Origin of the sequence: Yoonia sp. R2-816, assembly GCF_046762905.1 — a bacterium.
GTDB lineage: Bacteria > Pseudomonadota > Alphaproteobacteria > Rhodobacterales > Rhodobacteraceae > Yoonia.
Genome location: NZ_JBKQXN010000207.1, coordinates 127836 through 147932 on the forward strand (window position 1 = coordinate 127836; position 20097 = coordinate 147932).

The following is a 20097-nucleotide window of genomic DNA, read 5'->3' on the forward strand; positions in this document are numbered from 1 at the left end:
ACCGACATCAAGAGATCGCGCAACCCGGTGCGGCGATCATTCCATGCCGCGCAGCCGGTCCCGATGATAAGCCAGCCAATAGAGCAGATGATGCAGCGGGCCGGTTGCGATCTCGCCGCTCTCGGCCAATGTCATGGCCTGATCGAATGACAGCGGATGCAGCCGCAAATCCTCGTTTTCCTGCTCCAGCCCACCCAGCCAGCTTTGGCTGCGGGGCACATCGCACAAACTCACAAAGCAGTAGAAATAGTCGGTCGATGATCCGGGCGACGGGTAATACTGACCTGCAGGCAATAAATCCTGCGGTTCAACACCTGCCTCTTCGATCATCTCACGGCGCGCGGCCTCTTGCGGTGTTTCGCGTGCGTCGATGATCCCGGCAATAGGCTCCAGCATCCAGGGGTTGGGGTCCTGACGTGCCGCCGGGCCAAGGCGGGCCTGCTCGACCAGCAATACCCTGTCCCGCGCCGGGTCATAAGGCAGTATCATGGCGGCATCGACACCCAGAAACGCCTCTCTAACCAGAACATGAGACTGCTTGCGATCAAACCGCTGATGCGTGATATCGAGGCTTTGCAGGCGATAAAACGATCCCAATGGCGGGCGTTGCGCGACGAACTGAAAATCACCCGGCTCGGTCGCACGCCGCACGGTTGCAGGTGCCGCCGCTGCCCGATGTTTGGCCCAGGCCCGGTTTTCGATCATCGGCCACATGCCGCGCAATTCGCCGTGATCCGGCAGAGGTCGGTGCGAAAAAAGCTCTGCGGCCGCCAAAACCGCCGGGGCCAGATGCCCCTCTTCCCAGTTCTCCAGCGACCAATCGCCGGGGCCCGGCGCATTCCGGGTTGTGGGCAGATAGGTCTGCGCGGCCACCGGCATTCCATCCACCTCGACTGTGACGGGCGACAGTTCATAACCAAACGCGCGTTCATAAACATCAAGACGCGTGATCTGCTGATCAGTCAGATCGGTCCAAAGCGTGCCGTCCGTCGTCGCACCGGCATCAGCGACGATAAAGGGAACGACGTTGTCGCGAAGGGGGTGACGCCGATAACCCCGCAGTGTCGCGCTACGCGCTTCCAGATTGCCCGGCCCCGCCACCGCCTCCATCAGCGTGGCCGACATCAGTGTGCCGTAGACGAACAGATCCATCGGTCACGGATACCGTTTGGCAAAATACTCTGTGATAAGGCCGCATATGATGCCGCCAACAGCAACATTGATAATCAAATTGATGTCGTAAAAGTCTGTGCCTAACTTCAGCATCAGGTTAAAAACATCTGTGATCGCATCCATCGGGCCATCATAAAGGCGGCGCAGCGATTTGCGGATCATGTCATAAAAAGAGATCAGAAAAACCATCCACAAGGTGTAGGCAGCAGCGCCGGTCAGCCCGTTCCCGATGGCCGCGATATAACCGCGCCCTGCCCGGCTGCCGACAACCATCCAGCCAACCAGTATGCCCACGACAATGGACAAAGGTACGGCATAACCGGGTAGATTTCCTTCTGGAAAAAGCGGTGTCGCCTGCAGGGGGATATACCAGCCGTAGATGAAAAAGGCCAAGGCGGCGGCAAGGCGTCCAGCGGTAGGCATGTCACTGCGTCCTCATTCGGGCCGCGAACGGCCTTCTTTATGGGGCGCGTGTCACGGTAATCTGCGTTACATCGCAGTTTCCGCTATGAAAAGTGCCCGCGCAAGAGGTCAGATAAAAGTTCCACATACGCTTGAACCGTTCATCAAAGCCAAGGGCGGCAACCTCGTCCCATTTGGCATTGAAGGTTTCGTGCCAGCGACGCAGCGTCTGGCTGTAACTCTCGCCGAACTCAATCGACCGGGCCACTTTTAATCCAGCCTTTTCAATCTCTTGGCGCAGAATAACCGGACTTGGCAGCATGCCACCGGGGAAGATGTATTTCTGGATGAAATCGACACCCCGCTTGTAAACTTGCCAGCGGCGATGCTCGACCGTGATGATCTGAAGTGTTGCGTGTTTGCCCGGTTTCAATCTTTCACGCAGGGTATCAAAGTAGACAGGCCAGTATTTTTCGCCCACCGCCTCGAACATTTCGATGCTGGCGATGCCGTCATAGATACCGGTTTCATCGCGGTAATCCTGCATCTTGATCTCGACCATGTCGGACAAACCGGCCTTGGCGATGCGGTTAACGGCGTAATCATGCTGTTCCTGGCTGATGGTCAGCCCGGTAACCTTCAGACCACGCTCTCTGGCGGCGTATTCGGCAAACCCACCCCAGCCACAGCCGATCTCAAGCACATGATCGCCGGGTTGTGCGCCCATCTGATCGACCATGCTCTTGTATTTCTCGATCTGGGCAGCCTCCAGGCTTTGCTGACCGGTGTCAAACTTGGCCGAGGAATAGGTCATCGTGTCATCCAGCCACAGGCTGTAGAATTCATTGCCAAGATCATAGTGATAGCTGATGTTCTTCTTGGCCTGGGTCTTGGAATTACGCTGCATCCAGAACCGCATCTGTTCGTAAAACCTGACAAGGAACTGACCGGGGAAACCATCATACATGTCCTCGGCATCATCATGAACCAGATCCATGAAGGCCATCAGATCGGGGGTGGACCACCATCCGTCCATATAGGCTTCGCAAAATCCCAGATCGCCCTCGCGGATGGTGCGGGCAAACAGATCGTCGTTATGGACATGGACCTCGGCAACAAAACCCGGGTCAGGGCCTTCGGCGCGAAAATGCCGCCCATCCGGCAGGATGATGTCCACACGCCCGCGTTTCATATGTTTGATTTTGTCGAACACTGCCGCGAAATAGCGTGGCAGTTGCGTCTGCCCATCGGTACTGGTGATGATCATGTCGTCCCTGTTTCTTCTTTGCCGCGCCACAGTGCCTGCCCGCACAGCTTTCACTCAAGTTAACCTTTGATACGTGGAAGTCACGGGAAACGTTCAAAAATTTCTGGCCACTTGACCCAGCGTCACTAAAAGTTGCGGTTTTCGTAGGCATCCAGCGCCCGTTTGCGCCCCTCATCGACAGCCACAATCGGATCGGGATAGCGATCATCCGGCGACATGCCCCACTGTTTGGGGATCATATCAAAATAGCTGCGGGCAATGTCAGATGCATTTTTGTAAGGTTCCGCCAGCCACCGTTTCGCATAGGCACGGTCTTTGTCGAACTTATCAAGCTGCGTGACCGGATTGAAAACCCGGAAATAAGGGGTCGCATCCGGCCCCGATCCTGCCGACCATTGCCAGCCCATCGCATTGCTGCACGGGTCCCAATCGATCAGGCAATCGGCAAACCAATCCATCCCGATCTTCCAGTGACACAAAAGATGCTTGGTCAGGTAAGACGCCACAATCATCCGCCCCCGGTTATGCATCGTGCCGGTCACATACATCTCGCGCATGGCCGCATCGACGAACTGAATGCCTGTGCGCCCCTGTTTCCATGCCTTCACCTCGGCCAGCCGTTCATCGGTGTTCCACGGGAAAGCGTCCCAATCCTCTTTCCAGTTATCACTGACAATCCGGGGCGTGTGATGCGCCAGGTGATAGGCGAACTCGCGCCAGACCAGCTCTTTCAGGAACACTTCGGCATCAGACTTGCCATCATTCAAAGCCCGCCAACCCGAATGCCAGCAACTGCGTGGACTAATCTCGCCATAGGTCAGGTTCTCGGACAGGCCCGATGTGCCGTCCACCGCTGGAAGGTCGCGGTTCTTCTGATAACCCGCCACGCGGTGCGCCATGAATGCGCCCAGACGGTGCGACGCGGCAGTCTCACCCAAGGTGCAATGCGTGCGCAAGATATCCGCGCCACGTTGCATTCCCGCGCCCATCTGCCAGTCATCCAGATCGTCAGAGGTTGGCCAGCCATCAGGTGCGGGTATATTGCCCGGTGTGGGCAAGGCGGACGGCACATCACTGCCACGCACCGATTTCCACATCGGCGTGAATACCTTGTAAAAACCACCTGTCTTGGTCTCGACGGTCCACGGCTCAAACAGGACATGCCCGGCAAAGCTTTTGGCATCAATCCCGTCATCCTTCAGCGCCGCTTTTGCATCCATATCGCGCGCCTTGCTGTCTGGATCATAAAGCCGGGACCAATAGACAGCCCCTGCCCCGGTCTCGTCGATCAGGTCGCGCAGCACATCCAGCGCCTTGCCGCGGCGCAGGATCAGCCGACTGCCCTTGTCCTTCAGCGATTTCGCCAGATCCGCAACAGACAGGCCCAGGCGAAACCGAGGGGCCGCGCCATGCGTCTCAACAACTTCGTCATGAATGAACAGCGGGATCACCGGACGCCCACTGTTGCACGCGGCGGTCAGTGCCGCATGATCGCCAAGCCGCAGATCGCGGCGAAACCACAACAGGATCGGGGACTTGCTCATAACACCTCCGCGCAAGGCACGAAAGCGGCCTGCCTACAGAACCTGATCTAGCGCCGTCATCAGCGCGTCAACCTCGCCCTTGGTTGTGTAATGCACAAAGCTGACGCGCAGCACGCCTTTGTCCATGTCCACACCACAGGCCTGCAAGGGGCGTTGGGCATAGAAATCGCCACCGCTGGCCATGATCCCAAGATTAGCCAAAGCCGCAGCCGCATCCGGCCCGCTCGTCTTCAGCGCAAGTGCGACAGTCGGTGCGCGGCGGTCAGCATCGGCTGGACCAATCAGCCGTACCGAGTTCTTGGCGCTGACATAATCCAGAAGCGGCTGCAGTAACGCCACCTCATGCGCACGCATCAGGTCATGCGCCTTTCGGGCCGCATCGGCACCCGCGCCGCCACCATGATGGGCGGCCATATCCTCAAAATAATCCGCCATACCGGCGCTTGCAGCCACCTGCGCATGATCCGGTCCAGCAGGTGTGAAGCGCTTATAAAGCGTATCACCATTGAAATGATGCCCCTGATTGGGCAGTTCCATCCCCCAGTCTTCGCGGATCACCATCAATCCCTGATGCGGGCCATAGGTCTTGTAGGCGCTGAAGAGATAAACGTCACACCCCATCGCCCCCACATCCGGCAGCCCATGCGGGGCATAGCTGACACCATCCACGCAAACCCGGGCACCGGCGTCATGGGCCAGCTTGGTGATCGCGGCCACATCATTAATGGCACCGACCACATTCGAACAATGTGGAAACACCACCAGCGCCACATCATCGTCCAGCATCGCAGTCAAATCATCCAGCGCCAGCTCGCCCGTCTCGGGATCGACCTGCCATTCGCGAATGGTCACACCCTCTTCGGCCAAGCGGCGCCACGGGCCACTATTGGCCTCGTGATCTTGATTGGTCACAATGATGCTTTGGCCCGGCCTCAACCAGTGGCGAACGGCCCGCGCCAGCACATAGGTATTCTGCGTGGTCGAGGGGCCGAATGATAACTCATGCGGGGCCACACCCAGCATCGCCGCCAGGCGCGACCGGGCCTCGTCCATCTCCTCACCGCCCAGATGGGACGCGCCATAAGGGGCATAGGGCTGCACCTTGCGTTCGGTATAGAACCTGTGCAGCCGGTCAATCACCTGCTGGCAGGCATATGAGCCGCCTGCGTTTTCAAAAAATGCCTGTCCTTGCAATGATGGCGTGCGAAATGCGGGAAACTGGGATCGAACCCATTCAATATCTAATGTCATGAACCCACATCAAACCGGTTGCACCGCAGAGTCAAGAAAGGCCGCCCGTGACAGACGGCCTTTCCCAATTTCCGAACGACGATTCCTCTACAGGTCAGGCACGCCGTTCGCTCTGACCATCGTCAACCCGCAAGGGTCATTCCGCAGGCACAGCGTCATCCACAAAAGTGGTCGGAATGCCTGCAGCCTCTCGGCGGCCATCATTATAGATGGCCTTGACCAAGGCGATACACATCAGCGCCATGACGATCGAGAACGGCAAGGCACCGATGACCATCGCCGTCTGGATCGCCCCCGTACCGCCCGAGATCAGCAAACCACCCACCACAAGGGCCAAGGCAGCACCCCAGAACATGATATGTGGGCGCGCCTTGGGTCCTTCATCGCCTGCCGCGTTGATCGTGTTGACGATCAGAACAGCAGAGTCAGCCGAGGTGACAAGGAACGTCATCAGCAAGACCACGATCATGACAGCCATGGCCCATGACAACCACTGGCTGATCGGCGACAACATGAACTCCGTCATCGCAAAGATCTTGTCGCCATTCCCCGCATTCAGGATCACACCATTCGCATCGCCGTTCAGCTCCAGATCGACAGCAGTGCCACCGGCCCATGCAAACCAGACAAAGCACATCAGTGACGGGACGATCATCGCACCCAGCACGAATTCGCGGATCGTGCGCCCGCGCGAGATGCGGGCCAGGAACAGACCCACAAAGGGCGCAAAGGCGATCCACCATGCCCAGTAGAATACCGGCCACCAGCCCTGCCATGTGGTCAGGCGGTCATTCAGTGTCGCATCCAACGCCACGGCCAGATCAGCGGCCGGAACCGTGATCGAATCTTCGGCCAGTTTGGCTGTCACACTATCGACACTGGCACCCGGACCAGACAAAGCACTCAGAACCGCCTGCGCTTCCTCGGGCGACAAGGCCTGAATCGAGGCTGGCGCAGCCGCGACGAATGCCTCAAGAGCGGTGCCCGCATGGACCTGAACCGACAGGCCCGGCAGCGCAATCAGATAATCCCAGATCCCGACAAAGAAGGCCGATGCCCCAAACCATGTCGCGCCAAAGATGATGAAAAAGCCCAGCAGAATGATCGACAGAACCATGTTGATGTTGGACAACCACTTGATGCCTTTGCCAACGCCCGACAGCGCGGAAAGTGTCGACGCGCCCATGATGAAGAGGAGCGCCACGACAATACCAAATGTGTTCACCGTCCCTGCGATACTTTCGCCATCAGCATTCAGCGCACCTTCGGCATGCACCAGACCATCGATCCCGATCCGGGTCAGACCTGCGACAAACTGATCCACACCAAAACCAAGCGTCTGCGCCACACCCAGAATGGTCGCCACAACCGCCACGATATCAATGATGTGGCCCAGCACGCCGGACAGGGATTTACCGAAAAGCGGGGTCAGCGCCGACCGGATTGTCAGCGGCAAGCCGCGCCGATAGCTGAAGAACGCAAGCGAAAGACCTGCAATCGCGTAGCATGCCCAGGCACCCAGCCCCCAATGCATGTAGGACCACACATAGGCCGTGCGCACATTATCTTCACCAAGGCTTGTCGTGATACCCGCGATAGTTGACGGGTTCTGGCCAAAATGCGCAACGGGTTCCGCCACGGCCCATGTCAGCATGCCAACCCCGATCCCGGCACCAAACATCATCGAGAACCATGAAAAATTGGAAAATTCCGGCTTCTCTCCTTCGACACCCAGGTTCAGCCTGCCACCTGCCGGCCAAATAGCAAGGCCCAGGCAAACAATGACAAATGCCGCCACAACCCAGATATACCATGCCGCGAACTGTGCCAGAATGGCAGAGTTCCAATCGCCAAGGATTCGGCCAGCCTGAAGCGGCCAAAAAATGCACCAGACGACAAGCATGCTGATGATGATCTTGCTGATCACCGTGACATTCACACTGAACCCGCGATAAAAACCGCTGTCAGCGGTCTTGATCGGAAGGTCCGATAAAGGTGGTTTGAGCGCCATTTTGTTTCCCCGTTGGCTATTATTATGCACCAACTATACCTACAAAACCCAGCAGTATAAGCGGTTTTTGCGGCGTGCCGATCACAATACCGACGCTGCAAGTGCAAGATATTCAATGCAATTGCAGCATTCGCACATCAAAAAAACCGCCCGGCGACGATTATCCCGGACGGCTATTCCGATGTCGATTTAGGTCAGATCCGGAAACAAAGCAGCCCGTCAGCCGTTCAGATCAACAACCACCCGGCCCTTCACCTGGCCTTTCAGGATGTCGGCGCCCAGTTGCGGCAGATCAGCCAGCGTCGCAGGCCGGATCATCGCTTCCAGCTTGTCCATCGGCAGATCCTTTGCGATCCGCGCCCAGGCCCGAACCCGATTGTCATATGGCTGCATCACACTGTCGATCCCCAGCAGGTTCACGCCCCGCAACAGGAACGGAATAACCGTCGCGGGCAGCGCGGCACCCCCGGCAAGGCCTACAGCAGCAACCGACGCTCCGTATTTCATCTGGCCCAACACGCGGGCCAGCATTGCCCCCCCCACGGCATCGACACAGCCCGCCCATGTCTCGCCCTCCAACGGGCGTTTGGTGGTCTCGTTGATCTCTTCGCGCGCAACGATCTGGCTGGCACCCAGCGACCGCAGATAATCCGCCGTTTCAGGCCGCCCGGTGACACCGGCAACCTCATACCCAAGATTGGCCAAAATAGCCGTGGCCACGGACCCGACACCGCCCGCAGCGCCAGTCACCAACACCGGCCCATCCTTGATCCCGTGATCCTCCAGCGCCATGACAGCCAGCATCGCAGTAAACCCGGCGGTCCCCACGGCCATCGCCTGCCGGGCATCCAGACCATCGGGCAGCGGCACCAGCCAATCGGCCTTGACCCGGGCCTTCTGCGCATAACCGCCCCAATGCGCCTCGCCCACGCGCCAGCCGGTCAGTACAACCTTATCGCCGGGCTTGTAACGATCATCATCGGATGCCTCGACCGTCCCTGCGAAATCAATACCGGGCACATGCGGATAGTTGCGCACCAGCCCGCCGCCGGGGCCGATGCACAAACCGTCCTTGTAGTTCACGGTGGAATACTCCACCGCCACGGTCACCTCACCTGCAGGCAGGCGGTCCTCCGACAGCTCCTGCACGCTGGCGCGGGTCTTGCCGTCATCGTCTTTTTCTACCACCAATGCCTTGAACATCGCCGTCTCCCTCAAATCCAGAATTTTTCATGAACGGTCGCATCGCGCGGCCCGTCCGGTGTGTCGACCTGCAAAACCGTACCGTCATCCCAATGGGTCATCCTGACCATGCCAACGGCAACATTGGCACCAAAATCGGGGGATCTCGCCGCCGATGTCACCTGCCCCACCCGTTTGCCCTTGGCCATCAAGGGCCAGGCCCGATCACAGGACGGGATGTCACCATCAATCGAAACGGGCCTGACCTGTTGCGTCGGCCCTTCCTTAGCAACGCGCAGCAAGGCGTCACGCCCGACGCACCCAATCGCCGTCTGTGTCGAACAGAACCGGCCCAGCCCACATTCATGCGGCGTGTTTTCCCGGGTCATGTCATTGCCATAAGACAACAGGCCACCCTCGATCCGTTCAATCAGGTTGGGGCAGCCGGCCCGCACATCCAGATCGCGGCCCGCCTCGAACAGCGCGTTCCACAGCGGCATGCCGTTGGCGGTGCCATCCACGTAAATCTCGAACCCGCCCTGCTTGGAATAGCCGGACCGTGCGACCGCCATGCTGACGCCCTGAAAATCAAACCAGCCAAAGCGGAAGAACCTGATGGCGCGTACCGCATCGCCAAAGACGCGGGCGACCAGTTCTTCGGCCTTAGGGCCCTGCACGGCCAATGGCGAAATGTCAGGTTCGTCCACCAGCACATCCAACCGATAGCCATAAGCCAACCCTTTGACCCAGAACAGTAAATCGCTGTCGGCAATGGATATCCACCACCGATCCTCTGACAGTTTCAGCGCCACAGGATCGTTCAACATGCCCCCCGTCTCATCAACGATGGGCACGTAATAGCACTGCCCCGGCAGCATCCCGCGCAAATCGCGCGGGGTCAGCATCTGCATCAGCCGGGCAGCGTCAGGTCCGCGCAACTCGATCTGGCGTTCAACCGCCACATCCCAAACCTGCACCGCCGATTTCAGATGATGATAATCCGCCTCGACACTCTCAAAGACCGTCGGCAGCAGCATATGGTTGTAAACCGTATACCCTTTGACACCCGCCGCCTCCACGCCGGGGGTGAATGGGGTGCGCCGAATACGACGGGACGGTGCAATTGTCGCCATCACAGTGATCCACCCATTCCACGTTTGCACTCCTGCGGCGGCTTGCCGCCCTTTGCGTAGGCCGTGACCTTGCAGGTCTTGCAGCGGTATTCGCCCAGCGACACCGTGTCATTTCCGGTCGCCACCCAGCGACAGCTCCCCGAGGGTCGGCGCGCACCAACCGGTGCCGACCTGCGACCCAGGTTCCAGAACAGAAACGCAATCAGCAGCGCAGCAATGATCAGCACCGGCATGTCAGCGATCCTCCGGCATAAACGGCAAATCGGTATCGTTGGGCTTTTGCCGTGCCGCCGTCAGCATGGCATGGACCTGGCCGCGATGATGGGTCTGGTGGTTGAACAACTGCATCACACACAGCGCGACAGGCTTCTCAAAATCCCGCTTCATCGCGCCCGAATACCATTTCAGATCGCCCACCAGATCAATCGCACTGACGCTTTCGGCCCAAAGCGTAATCCGGGCGTCTATGCGAAACCGGTCCGCGGCCCAGACCGCCGGTGTCGGGGTAAAATCAATACTTTCGGCAATCGACAAATCAGGGCCCGCCCCGCCATCAAACCGGCTGATCCACAGATGATCGGCCCAAAGCAGATGGTTCAATGTGCCCATGATTGACCCGAAAAAGGCGCCACGATCCTGATAAAGCTCCTCTTTGGACATCGCCGGGATCATCTCGCGCAGCCCGGTATTCTGCCAGGCATTATAGCGGGCCATGGTCTGACAATATTCTGGCGTGATCACGGTTTTGGGCCTTTCCAATCAATCGGGCAGATCTCGGCCGATTTGCCGCCAAAATCCCAGACGCGGCCATAATCGCGAACCTTCGATTTCGTCCCGGCGGCAGCAATGATATCCGGGCCCATCCAGTATTTCGAATTGCTGATCATGACCGGATGGTCGGGGCTAGCGCCCTTCATCATCTCGATCTCACCCTGAATTTTGCGGCCAATATAGATGCCGCGCTTGGTCCCTTCGCGGACGATCTCGACCTTTTCGCGCTCGGCGCCAATGATCTCGGACACCAGCATCGTGAACAGGCCTGTCGTGCCCCCCGCAGCCCCGCTAAATATCTTCAGAATACCGTTATAGGCCTTCTGCGTGGACCGCTCATCAACATAAGCCGCCACACGCCAGTTCCCTTCAGCCATCCGACCCGGAATATCGACCAGCAAACCGACGTTCAGACCGGACAGATCCTCACCCTCAAAATGCCCCTCATCAATGGCAATCGCCATCCAGGCATGGCAATGCCCTTCGGTCGGGGGATGGGCACCAAGGCTGACGACACAGGGACAAAACACCGTGCAGGAACAGTTCAGAAACAACTCTCCCTTGATGGCCCATTCGGTGGGCTTCATCTTGCGGCGCAGCGGGTTGCTTTCCATCCGCTGATCAATCCGTTGTGAAATGGGCAGCCTGTCTGCCGGTGCGCGTTCTTTCTTGTCTGCCATCCGGCGTTCCTTTCCTAAATGAATGCCAAACCGATGCCACCCGCAATCAGGGCAACTCCGGTCGGTTTGATCACGCGATGCCCGATATCAGGCAGCTTTTCGAAAACCATCAACAACGTGGCAAGGCCCATCCAGAGCAGGCTCATCACGCCGCCCACAAAACCAAGAACCATAAAGCCCCAGCAACATCCCACACAAAATGCGCCCATAACCAGCCCCATGCGCAAACCACCACCAAAACCGGTTTTCCAATGGCCCAGGAAATAGGTCATCGGCGCATGGCAGACGCCATGGCAGACCTCCTTGGCGCGGGTGAACTGGAACGCGCCGACCGCGATCAGCAGGATGGATGACAACCAGATCGGCGCGATGCCCAGCATGTTCACCACCCCGCCAAACAGCAAGGCCAGTTGCAGGCCGGCAATGACCGCCGCAAAGCAGACCCAGACCAGAAAATATCCCAGCAACACACCCAGCCATCCGGCCCGAGTGCCATCGGCACTGACCATCAACCGCTCATAAGTGGTCAATGTGGGCACCATCGTCGGCAGCATCATCGCCGCCATCATGATGGCCCACATGGTAAACAGCGGACCGAACCGGGCCATGGGCATATCCATCGGCATGCGCGGGTCCATATCGGCCATCGCCTGCCCCATCGGCCCCGGGCGGCCCAGCAGATCCAGATCCATATCCATGGCCATCACATACATGATCCACCACGCCAGCAGGATCGCCCCGAAAAAGGACAACCAAAGCGATGACCGGATCAGGTGAGGCATCGGCGTCCTCCCAAAACGACGACTCAGGACTTGCCACATCATATGTCAGACGTTTAATTGTCTGACAAATGAAAATTGATCCTACCAACCCCGCTGACCTGTCAGCCCAGATCGCCAAGGCGATCCGCGATGCGATTATTTCGGGCGCCTTGCCGGTCGATAAACGGCTCCCGTCAGAGGCGGAACTGGCCGAACAATTCGCCGTGTCACGGCCCACCGTGCGCGAGGCGCTTAAACGGCTGGCCGCGCAATCACTGATCCGCACCCAACGCGGGGCGACCGGCGGGGCCTTTGTGAACCGGCTGAAATTCGAAGACGCCTATGGCCAGCAGATCACCACCTCGACCCTGCTTTTGTCGATGAACGATGTCAGCTTCGCCACAGCGTGCGAGGCGCGCTATGCGCTCGAACGGGCCTGTGCACCGCTCTCCACCCAACGGCGCAGTGCGGACCATCTGGCCACCATGCGGGCCGAAATCCACCGGCAGGGGCAACCGGGTCTCACGGATGAGGCGTTCTGCGCCTCAGATGTCGCCTTTCACCGGGCATTGGTCGATGCGGCTGGCAACCCGGTCCTGTCCTATCAACTCGCCGGTGCGGTCGAAGGCATGCAGCCCCTGATGAATATGATCACCTTCACCGCCCGCTCCCGCGAAACCATCATCGCCTTGCACACCGCCCTTGCCGACGCGGTCGCGGCGCGCGACAGCACCAAAGCTGATGAAAATCTGGTCAGTCTGGCGCAATATTCTCAACAGTTGGCGCAAGAGGTGATCGCCAAACGCAATGCGGCGCGCGCTGCGAAATGACACTTGTCGTGGCCTCCGTGCGGCCCTAATTTGCGGCAGGTTCTAACGGGAGAAACCACCATGAAACTTGCCACCATTTTGGGTGCCGTGTCGCTAACGGCGCTCACCACTGCCGCCAGCGCGCAGGATGCAGACCTGCTGGTGTTTGACTATCCGGGGTTCGAAAACCCCGATTTCCATGTCGGCTATACCGAGGCGCATGGTGACAGCCCCACATTCGCCTTCTTCGGGGACGAGGATGAAGCGTTCCAGAAAATCCGCGCCGGGTTTGAGGCTGACGTGGCCCATATCTGCGCCGGGTCCGTCAGCAAATGGACCGAAAGCGGGATTATCGAGCCATGGGATGTATCCCGCATTCCCGTCTATGGTGACCTTGATAGCAACCTGACCGGCACCGATGTCGGCGCAGGCGATGCGGTCTATTTCGTCCCCGTTGATTTCGGCTCCACCGCCATCGCCTACAACCCTGACGAGGTCCCAGCAGAGGATGTGGCCAGCCTCGATGTGTTCAAGAACCCGGCCTATGCGGGCCGCCTCACCCTGCCGGACAATGTCGATGATGCCTATGCGCTGGCCTATCTGGCCACCGGGGTCAGCAACTGGGCCGACGCAACGGACGAAGAATTCGAAGCCGCCTCCAACTGGCTGCGCGAGGTCCACCCCAATCTGCGCACCTACTGGACCGACCCGGCAGAGCTGGCACAGCTTTTGTCCTCGGGCGAAGTGCTGGTGAGCTGGGCCTGGAACGAAACCTACCCGACCATGGCCGCCGAAGGGCGCCCCATCGGGTTCCAGCGTGAAGCCACAGAAGGCTCCTCACTCTGGCTTTGCGGCTATGTGAACCTCGTCGATGGGCAAGGGTCCGAAGACAAGGCTTATGATTTCCTCAACGCCATGCTGGCGGAATCCTCTGTCGTGCCCCTGCTTGATGCGGGCTACGGGTCCTCGAACGTGGTCGCATTGGCCAACCAGGTCACCGAAGAAGACCTCGAAGCCTCCGGTCTGGGCCAGATCGACGTGCCAGTCCTGGCACAACTGCCCATGTCCAACGAAAAACGCGAACGGCAGGCCGAAACCTTCGAACTGATCAAGGCCGGTTTCTGAAACAACAGATGGGCGGCGCCACCGGGGCCGCCCACAGCAAACTGCGATCAAATGACATAGGTCAAGATCCGGTCAACTTGCCTACGTTATTGGGTGTAACTTATCGTCAAAGCGTATAACTGACCTATCAACGCACCAGATCGGGCGACCCGGAACGACATGCAACCAATGCAGCAAAAAACCTGCGATAAAGCTTTCGCCAGCAGCAATCAGGCACGCGCCACATGATCTGGCGTGGCATCATCTCGGCACTGGCTATCCTTGCGCTGCTCACCGTCAGCCTTGGTCATCAACCGCCTGATCCGGGCAAACAGGCCCAAGCCGCCGCCTATATCCTCGCCGGTGGCTCTTTCAGCGATCTTTGCAGTGAAAACGGCGACCCCACAGCCGGGCATACACCAAGCTGCGAGGCCTGTACGATCAGCGCCACCAGCGCCCTGCCCGACCCGTCAGGTCAGCCCATGCATGTCAGCCTTCCGCGGACCATCGCGTGGATCAATAGCCATGTTGTCGAAACAACGACGCGCTTGAACCCTGACGCGCCTGCGCGCGCGCCACCTTTTGTCTGATCTTTCGAACACCCTTCACTGATCAACACGACCGGATATCAGACCCGGATCAACGAAAGACAAAGACATGAAACCGCTCAAACTGGCCGCTCTGGCCGCATTTACTCTTATGGCCTCCACCGCCCATGCCGATAGCGTCAGCATCGAAAACGCCAGGGCCTTCGCCACTGCGCCCACAGCAATGGCTGGCGGTGGCTTTCTGACGATCACCAATACCGGGGATCAGGACGATACGCTGATCGGGATACGGGCCGATTTCCCAAGGGTCGAACTGCACACCACCGAATTCACTGATGGGGTTGCCAGGATGATGCATCTGGATGCAATCCCCGTGCCCGCTGGTGAAACAGTCTCGCTCGAACCGGGCGGGCTGCATGTGATGTTCATGGGGCTGCGCGGCAACCCGCTTGAAGAAGGGGAAACGATCCCCGCCACGCTGATCTTTGAAAACGCGGGCGAGGTCGAGATCACATTCGACATCGTCAAACGTGACATGGCCCACAGCAACTAGACCTGCGCGCGGGCGTTGCCGCATCCGGCAGCAACACCCGCCAACCAAATAAAGGAGACGCTTATGAAAGCCGTCATCTTCGGCACCACCACCCTCGCCGCCGCTGCCGCCATCGGGCTTTACGTGTGGCAATCGACCAGCGGCACCCCCAACCCCTGCGGCACCACCGCCATCGCAGGCAGCACGATTGGCGGCCCGTTCGAACTGGTCTCGGAAACCGGTGAAACGGTCACCGACGCGGATGTCATCACAAAGCCAACCCTGGTCTATTTCGGCTACACCTTCTGCCCGGATGTATGCCCGCTTGACAGCATGCGCAACGCGCAGGCCGCCTATATGCTGGAAGATCAAGGACTTGATGTCGGCACCCTTTTCATTTCCGTCGATCCACAGCGCGACACCCCCGAGGTCGTGCGCGATTTCACCGACAATTTCCACGAAGACATGATCGGGCTGACCGGCAGCCCCGAACAGGTGCGAGCCGCCTCGCGCGCCTATAAAACCTACTATCAGGCGCATGAAGACGATCCGGAATTCTATCTGGTCGATCACTCCACCCAGACCTATCTGATGTTCCCGAAAACCGGGCTGGCGACCTTCTTCCGACGCGATACCAGCCCAGAAGAAATCGCAGCCACCACGGCCTGCTTCATGGGCCAGCTGACCTGACCGAGTTTCTGCCCGCCATTTGATCTGGCGCAATAAAACCGGCGGGGGACCGTGCCAGTAAAAGGCATGGACAATCTCTCAGACCTCCGCCGGCTCGGCCTTTTTGATGCCCGCGTACCCCGCTACACCAGCTATCCGCCCGCAACCGCGTTCAACCCGCAAACCGGGGCGCAATTCCAGACCAACTGCCTGAAGGCACTTGATCCGGCCAAGCCTGTCTCGGTCTATATCCACATCCCCTTTTGCGAACGGCTCTGCTGGTTCTGCGCCTGCAGGACCCAGGGCACATCCACGCTGAAGCCGGTCGTGAACTATCTGGCCTCGGTCAAGGCAGAGCTTGCACTGCTGCGCGACACGCTGCCCGCCGGTGTCCAGATGGGACAACTGCATTGGGGCGGCGGCACACCCACAATCTTGCCGCCGGACCTGATCAAGGAACTGGCAGACGCCATCAAAGCGGTGATCCCTCCTGCCCCCGATTTCAGCTTTTCAGTTGAAATCGACCCCACGCTGGTGGACGCGGCCAAGATCGACATGCTGGCACAGGTCGGCATGACACGCGCCAGCATCGGCATTCAGGATTTCGCCCCACAGGTGCAGGATGCGATCGGACGACAACAAAGTTTTGCCGCGACCAAGGCTTGCGTCACCATGCTGCGCGATGCTGGCATCACCTCGCTGAACGCCGATCTGGTCTATGGTCTGCCCCATCAAACCCCCGCCAAATTCGCCGACACCATCGCCAAGGTGCGGGTGCTCAACCCCGACCGGATCGCACTTTTCGGCTATGCCCATGTGCCCACATTCTCCAAGCGACAGAAACTGATCCCCGAAGCCGCGCTTCCCGATGAAGAGGCGCGCTATGCGCTCGCCCGGCAGGCCGCACTGGCCTTTACCGGGACCGGATACCAACCCATCGGGATCGACCATTTCGCCAAACCGGGTGACAGCCTGACCCGCGCCCGCGATACCGGCCATCTGCGGCGCAATTTTCAGGGCTATACCGATGATACCTGCCAGACCCTGATCGGCATCGGGGCCTCCTCCATCTCGCAATTCGCCGAAGGCTACGTACAAAACGCCTCGGCCACCGCCGCCTATATGGACCGGATCGGCGCCGGTACGCTGGCCGGGCATCGCGGCTATACCCTGACGGCCGACGATCGGTTACGCGGCGATGTCATCAACATGCTGATGTGCGATTTTGCCATTGATACCGACGCGCTCGCCAGCCGCCACCCAGATGCTAACAGCCTCAACGCAATCCATGATGCCATCAGCGCCGAATTCGGTGATATGTTCCGCAGAACCGCCAATGGCCTGAAGATCACCAAGGCAGGGCGCCCCCTGACCCGGATCATCGCGCAGCGCTATGACGCATTCAGCGATATTGCCGCCCAGTATTCGCAGGCGTCGTAATCTGGTATTGATATCAACCCATCTGTTGACCTTGGGCAAAGCCGCCGCATGTTCATGACAGAACACAGGATTGGTCATGGATATCATCAACATCATCTTCGCCTTGCTCAGCGTCGGATTGGGCTGTTTCGGCTGGCTCGCGCCCAGATACACACTCTCGACGCTCAACCTCGATCCGGGCACTTCAAACATGGGCCCGTCAGAGATCAGGGCCTCAGCAGGTGCACTTTTCATCGGCATGGGCGTCGGCGCGCTGCTCATCGGAACACCGCAGGCCTACATGATGCTCGGGTTCTGCTGGTCCGGTGCCGCTTTGGGGCGGCTGACATCGCTGCTGCTGGACGGGCAGTCGCGCAAGAAATGGGTGTTCTTTCTGGTTGAGGCTGGCGTCGGGATCCCCGCCGTCCTGCTGAACCTCTGATGGGCAAAGCTTAACGCCGCGTTTACACTTTCGCAGTGCGCAGCATTAACCGGGCGAAATCCGCGTTTGGGGTCCGACGTTTTGCCGACGCCCTGCCGACGCAAATCCGACCGGCGATTTCGACCCAAAACCCAGCATTAACAAATGATTCGCCAGAATTGGGCGATGTGGGGTGTTGCGCGCCCTTGCCGACCCACCGAACGTTGCCTATGTATGGGATGTCCTTCGGGACTATGGACATAAACGCGCTCGTAATAAGCGGATCGGACCCGGGGGCGGTACCCGGCGTCTCCACCAAAAACTGCTCATTTGGCAGCCATGGGGACGAAACAGGATCGACGAACGTCTAAAGGGGTTTGCTTTGTCTCGGTGAGTTACCACCGTTATCGGTACAAAAAAGCTAGTTGCAAATGACAACAAAGCACCGATGGCACTCGCAGCGTAAGCTGTGCGTAATATCGAAAATTAACTCCTAAGGTTTTGCGACCTTGGGCGGGGTTCGCAGGTACCTGGCAACAGAAACCTGCACTTCAACCTCCTGAAAAATCACAAAAAAAGCCACCGCAAAACGCGATGGCCCTTGTCGTTTCAGTAGCGCGTGCGGCTAGGTTATTCCACACCCTCACCCAACGCCGCAACCTGCGGAACCGGGCCGGTGTCAACCGGGGCCAAGTAGATATCGACCAATGACGCCATGCGGGCATCCACCGCGCCAGCGCGCAACCGCAGACCATTCAGATCTTCGGCAGTCGCACCACGGTTTGCGACAATCTTCTCCAACACGGGTTTCATGTCCTGCCAGTCAAAGGCAGCCGCCGCCAGAACCTGATTGACGGCGTAATCCTCTGGTGCGGCCAGACCGATGGCAGGCACGCCGTTGGTCAGCGCGTCCATGCTCGCCTCATACAGGGTCATGGTGTCTTCCAGCTTGGCCAATACCTCGGTTCCTGCTGTCTCATCCGCCATTTCGCAGGCCATCAGCTTCATCATCTGGACAAAGACCTCCTGCCGTTCGGCCAGATCCACGGTCAGCACATCCGACATGGTCACGCCTTCAGCGTGCTCGTAATTGGCCGATGTTTGATCCAGCAGGGACAATGTGGTGAACTGCAGCGGACCCTTACCCGCCTGCACCGCTTCGGCATATTTTGCTGGGGTATCCCCGGCCAGGATCATGCTGATCGCGGCATCAACCGGCAGCCAGTTTTCCTTGACCTCCCGGGCCTGATCGGCCAATTCACCCTCTGACAGCGCGGCGAGGGTTTTGATAAAGGACTGGTGCGCAGCCAGCAATGTCTGCATCTCCGCTTCAACCGCGACGCCCGCATTGATCATGCAGACAGAGGCCGCCGTTTCATGAACAAGCGTGTGCAGCTGTCCCGCCAGATAGAGTTGCGAATGCGCTTGGTCGGCAGACGCGCCATTGGCGGCAAAAACGATGGCGGCGAACGATGCGCAGCGCGCAAATCCGGATTTAAGCATAGTGAGACCTTTCAACTGTGGCAGCATCATCGGCCAGATTGCGTGAGTGGTGGCCGAAAACGCGAGTGAGTGGGCAGTGAATGTGTTCGATCCTGTGTAGGTGCCATGTTCTTCCTCGCGAATTGGGCCAAGAAAAAGGCAGAATGAGGCAGAACAGCCGGCAAACCCGTAAAAACCATAGCTTCCCTCGCGTTAACCAATGTGACTTGAAATGCCCCAAGTCCATGCGCAGGATGCAATCATGAAAAGATTAACAATTGCTTGCGCCTTTCTTTGGGGTCTGATTCCAATTGCTGCCTCTGCCTGCGACACGGCCCTTGTTCTGACCATTGATGTCTCCAATTCCGTCGATACCGCCGAATACCGGCTGCAGGTTGACGGGCTCGCAGACGCCCTGCGCGACCCTGAAATCGTCGAAACCATGATCCAAGGTCAGACGGCAATTGCCGTGGTGCAATGGTCCGGGCAGGACAGACAGGAACTGACGATCCCGTGGTTGCGCATCCGTACAGCGCTTGATGCGGAATATCTGGCCAATCAATCCCGGCTGATGCAGCGCGCCTTTGTCCTGTCGGATACCGCCCCGGCAGAGGCCATCTATTTTTCCCTACAACTTTTTGACGAGGTGCCGGATTGCGAGCGCCGCGTCATCGATATCTCTGGCGATGGCACACCCAATGGCGGCACCGATGTGCGTGCGGCCCGTAACGCCGCCGAACGCGCCGGGGTCACGATCAACGGCATCGCCATTGAATCCATGGGCCTCGCCATCACGAATTTCTATCGCAGCGCGGTCATCACCCGAAACGGCTTCGTCATCACCGCCCGCACCCACCGGGAATATCCCAGCTCCATCCGGGCGAAAATCCTGCGCGAGCTGAGCAAGATCGTGGGTTAGTATTGACCCTGCGCCGCTG

21 protein-coding genes and 1 other RNA gene are annotated in these 20097 nt (G+C 58.8%); 9 read left to right on the forward strand and 13 right to left on the reverse strand.

What is annotated here, in order from left to right:
- Positions 1-36: 36 nt before the first annotated feature.
- The 12 genes from ACFWW2_RS12935 to ACFWW2_RS12990 form a co-directional block, all read right to left on the reverse strand.
- Positions 37-1152 carry a gamma-glutamylcyclotransferase gene (locus ACFWW2_RS12935; RefSeq protein ID WP_393928492.1) on the reverse strand — a complete coding sequence of 372 codons (1116 nt, stop codon included), beginning with the start codon at positions 1150-1152 and terminating at the stop codon, positions 37-39.
- Positions 1153-1155: 3 nt separating this feature from the next.
- Complete coding sequence (locus tag ACFWW2_RS12940) at positions 1156-1596, reverse strand: TrgA family protein (RefSeq protein WP_393928493.1); 441 nt, start codon at positions 1594-1596, stop codon at positions 1156-1158.
- Positions 1597-1633: 37 nt separating this feature from the next.
- Positions 1634-2842: a class I SAM-dependent methyltransferase gene (locus tag ACFWW2_RS12945; RefSeq protein ID WP_393928494.1), complete on the reverse strand. Its 1209-nt coding sequence runs from the start codon at positions 2840-2842 to the stop codon at positions 1634-1636.
- A 125-nt stretch (positions 2843-2967) separates the two neighbouring features.
- A complete protein-coding gene (locus tag ACFWW2_RS12950) occupies positions 2968-4386 on the reverse strand; it encodes a cryptochrome/photolyase family protein (RefSeq protein ID WP_393928495.1) in 1419 nt (472 codons plus the stop codon).
- A gap of 33 nt (positions 4387-4419) precedes the next feature.
- Complete coding sequence (locus ACFWW2_RS12955) at positions 4420-5637, reverse strand: aminotransferase class V-fold PLP-dependent enzyme (protein ID WP_393928496.1); 1218 nt, start codon at positions 5635-5637, stop codon at positions 4420-4422.
- Between the two features lie 136 nt (positions 5638-5773).
- Positions 5774-7648: a BCCT family transporter gene (locus ACFWW2_RS12960; RefSeq protein ID WP_393928497.1), complete on the reverse strand. Its 1875-nt coding sequence runs from the start codon at positions 7646-7648 to the stop codon at positions 5774-5776.
- Between the two features lie 219 nt (positions 7649-7867).
- The gene (gene acuI / locus ACFWW2_RS12965) at positions 7868-8851 is read right to left on the reverse strand and encodes an acryloyl-CoA reductase (RefSeq protein ID WP_393928498.1); all 984 of its coding nucleotides are present in this window, start codon (positions 8849-8851) and stop codon (positions 7868-7870) included.
- 11 nt (positions 8852-8862) lie between these two features.
- A complete protein-coding gene (locus tag ACFWW2_RS12970; RefSeq protein WP_393928499.1) occupies positions 8863-9963 on the reverse strand; it encodes a dimethylsulfoniopropionate demethylase in 1101 nt (366 codons plus the stop codon).
- Complete coding sequence (locus tag ACFWW2_RS12975) at positions 9963-10196, reverse strand: hypothetical protein (RefSeq protein WP_393928500.1); 234 nt, start codon at positions 10194-10196, stop codon at positions 9963-9965. The genes ACFWW2_RS12970 and ACFWW2_RS12975 overlap by 1 nt, the downstream gene beginning before the upstream one ends.
- A 1-nt stretch (position 10197) precedes the next feature.
- Complete coding sequence (locus ACFWW2_RS12980; protein WP_393928501.1) at positions 10198-10704, reverse strand: DinB family protein; 507 nt, start codon at positions 10702-10704, stop codon at positions 10198-10200.
- The gene (locus ACFWW2_RS12985) at positions 10701-11414 is read right to left on the reverse strand and encodes a DUF1326 domain-containing protein (protein ID WP_393928502.1); all 714 of its coding nucleotides are present in this window, start codon (positions 11412-11414) and stop codon (positions 10701-10703) included. Before ACFWW2_RS12985 ends, ACFWW2_RS12980 begins: the two co-directional genes overlap by 4 nt.
- 14 nt (positions 11415-11428) lie before the next feature.
- The gene (locus tag ACFWW2_RS12990; RefSeq protein WP_393928503.1) at positions 11429-12196 is read right to left on the reverse strand and encodes a DUF2182 domain-containing protein; all 768 of its coding nucleotides are present in this window, start codon (positions 12194-12196) and stop codon (positions 11429-11431) included.
- Positions 12197-12264: 68 nt separating this feature from the next.
- Here ACFWW2_RS12990 and ACFWW2_RS12995 point away from each other — a divergent pair, with 68 nt between their 5' ends.
- The 8 genes from ACFWW2_RS12995 (at position 12265) to ssrA (ending at position 18228) form a co-directional block, all read left to right on the forward strand.
- Positions 12265-13005, forward strand: coding sequence for a FadR/GntR family transcriptional regulator (locus tag ACFWW2_RS12995; protein ID WP_393928504.1), 741 nt, complete (start codon positions 12265-12267; stop codon positions 13003-13005).
- Between the two features lie 60 nt (positions 13006-13065).
- A complete protein-coding gene (locus ACFWW2_RS13000) occupies positions 13066-14109 on the forward strand; it encodes an ABC transporter substrate-binding protein (protein ID WP_393928505.1) in 1044 nt (347 codons plus the stop codon).
- Between the two features lie 224 nt (positions 14110-14333).
- Positions 14334-14678 carry a hypothetical protein gene (locus tag ACFWW2_RS13005; protein WP_393928506.1) on the forward strand — a complete coding sequence of 115 codons (345 nt, stop codon included), beginning with the start codon at positions 14334-14336 and terminating at the stop codon, positions 14676-14678.
- A 67-nt stretch (positions 14679-14745) separates the two neighbouring features.
- A complete protein-coding gene (locus ACFWW2_RS13010; protein WP_393928507.1) occupies positions 14746-15189 on the forward strand; it encodes a copper chaperone PCu(A)C in 444 nt (147 codons plus the stop codon).
- Positions 15190-15252: 63 nt separating this feature from the next.
- Positions 15253-15858: an SCO family protein gene (locus tag ACFWW2_RS13015; protein WP_393928508.1), complete on the forward strand. Its 606-nt coding sequence runs from the start codon at positions 15253-15255 to the stop codon at positions 15856-15858.
- 66 nt (positions 15859-15924) lie between these two features.
- Positions 15925-17277 carry an oxygen-independent coproporphyrinogen III oxidase gene (hemN, locus tag ACFWW2_RS13020; protein WP_393928509.1) on the forward strand — a complete coding sequence of 451 codons (1353 nt, stop codon included), beginning with the start codon at positions 15925-15927 and terminating at the stop codon, positions 17275-17277.
- A gap of 76 nt (positions 17278-17353) precedes the next feature.
- Positions 17354-17698, forward strand: coding sequence for a DUF4345 family protein (locus tag ACFWW2_RS13025; RefSeq protein ID WP_393928510.1), 345 nt, complete (start codon positions 17354-17356; stop codon positions 17696-17698).
- Between the two features lie 181 nt (positions 17699-17879).
- Positions 17880-18228, forward strand: a transfer-messenger RNA (tmRNA) gene (gene ssrA, locus ACFWW2_RS13030).
- Positions 18229-18307: 79 nt separating this feature from the next.
- Here the strand turns inward: ssrA and ACFWW2_RS13035 are convergent.
- The gene (locus ACFWW2_RS13035) at positions 18308-19180 is read right to left on the reverse strand and encodes a hypothetical protein (protein WP_393928511.1); all 873 of its coding nucleotides are present in this window, start codon (positions 19178-19180) and stop codon (positions 18308-18310) included.
- A 241-nt stretch (positions 19181-19421) separates the two neighbouring features.
- Between ACFWW2_RS13035 and ACFWW2_RS13040 the strand changes: the two genes are divergently transcribed.
- Positions 19422-20078: a DUF1194 domain-containing protein gene (locus ACFWW2_RS13040; RefSeq protein ID WP_393928512.1), complete on the forward strand. Its 657-nt coding sequence runs from the start codon at positions 19422-19424 to the stop codon at positions 20076-20078.
- The last annotated feature ends 19 nt before the right edge of the window (positions 20079-20097 follow it).

What these genes read in the sequence shown, in the direction of transcription:
- ACFWW2_RS12990 (WP_393928503.1), bottom strand. Translation starts at nt 12,196, where the DNA reads ATGCCTCACCTGATCCGGTCATCGCTTTGGTTGTCCTTTTTCGGGGCG.
- ACFWW2_RS13010 (WP_393928507.1), top strand. Translation starts at nt 14,746, where the DNA reads ATGAAACCGCTCAAACTGGCCGCTCTGGCCGCATTTACTCTTATGGCC.
- ACFWW2_RS12985 (WP_393928502.1), bottom strand. Translation starts at nt 11,414, where the DNA reads ATGGCAGACAAGAAAGAACGCGCACCGGCAGACAGGCTGCCCATTTCA.
- ACFWW2_RS12950 (WP_393928495.1), bottom strand. Translation starts at nt 4,386, where the DNA reads ATGAGCAAGTCCCCGATCCTGTTGTGGTTTCGCCGCGATCTGCGGCTT.
- hemN (WP_393928509.1), top strand. Translation starts at nt 15,925, where the DNA reads ATGGACAATCTCTCAGACCTCCGCCGGCTCGGCCTTTTTGATGCCCGC.
- ACFWW2_RS12975 (WP_393928500.1), bottom strand. Translation starts at nt 10,196, where the DNA reads ATGCCGGTGCTGATCATTGCTGCGCTGCTGATTGCGTTTCTGTTCTGG.
- ACFWW2_RS12960 (WP_393928497.1), bottom strand. Translation starts at nt 7,648, where the DNA reads ATGGCGCTCAAACCACCTTTATCGGACCTTCCGATCAAGACCGCTGAC.
- ACFWW2_RS13035 (WP_393928511.1), bottom strand. Translation starts at nt 19,180, where the DNA reads ATGCTTAAATCCGGATTTGCGCGCTGCGCATCGTTCGCCGCCATCGTT.
- ACFWW2_RS13025 (WP_393928510.1), top strand. Translation starts at nt 17,354, where the DNA reads ATGGATATCATCAACATCATCTTCGCCTTGCTCAGCGTCGGATTGGGC.
- ACFWW2_RS12945 (WP_393928494.1), bottom strand. Translation starts at nt 2,842, where the DNA reads ATGATCATCACCAGTACCGATGGGCAGACGCAACTGCCACGCTATTTC.
- ACFWW2_RS12995 (WP_393928504.1), top strand. Translation starts at nt 12,265, where the DNA reads ATGAAAATTGATCCTACCAACCCCGCTGACCTGTCAGCCCAGATCGCC.
- ACFWW2_RS13015 (WP_393928508.1), top strand. Translation starts at nt 15,253, where the DNA reads ATGAAAGCCGTCATCTTCGGCACCACCACCCTCGCCGCCGCTGCCGCC.
- acuI (WP_393928498.1), bottom strand. Translation starts at nt 8,851, where the DNA reads ATGTTCAAGGCATTGGTGGTAGAAAAAGACGATGACGGCAAGACCCGC.
- ACFWW2_RS13040 (WP_393928512.1), top strand. Translation starts at nt 19,422, where the DNA reads ATGAAAAGATTAACAATTGCTTGCGCCTTTCTTTGGGGTCTGATTCCA.
- ACFWW2_RS12935 (WP_393928492.1), bottom strand. Translation starts at nt 1,152, where the DNA reads ATGGATCTGTTCGTCTACGGCACACTGATGTCGGCCACGCTGATGGAG.
- ACFWW2_RS12955 (WP_393928496.1), bottom strand. Translation starts at nt 5,637, where the DNA reads ATGACATTAGATATTGAATGGGTTCGATCCCAGTTTCCCGCATTTCGC.
- ACFWW2_RS12940 (WP_393928493.1), bottom strand. Translation starts at nt 1,596, where the DNA reads ATGCCTACCGCTGGACGCCTTGCCGCCGCCTTGGCCTTTTTCATCTAC.
- ACFWW2_RS13000 (WP_393928505.1), top strand. Translation starts at nt 13,066, where the DNA reads ATGAAACTTGCCACCATTTTGGGTGCCGTGTCGCTAACGGCGCTCACC.
- ACFWW2_RS13005 (WP_393928506.1), top strand. Translation starts at nt 14,334, where the DNA reads ATGATCTGGCGTGGCATCATCTCGGCACTGGCTATCCTTGCGCTGCTC.
- ACFWW2_RS12970 (WP_393928499.1), bottom strand. Translation starts at nt 9,963, where the DNA reads ATGGCGACAATTGCACCGTCCCGTCGTATTCGGCGCACCCCATTCACC.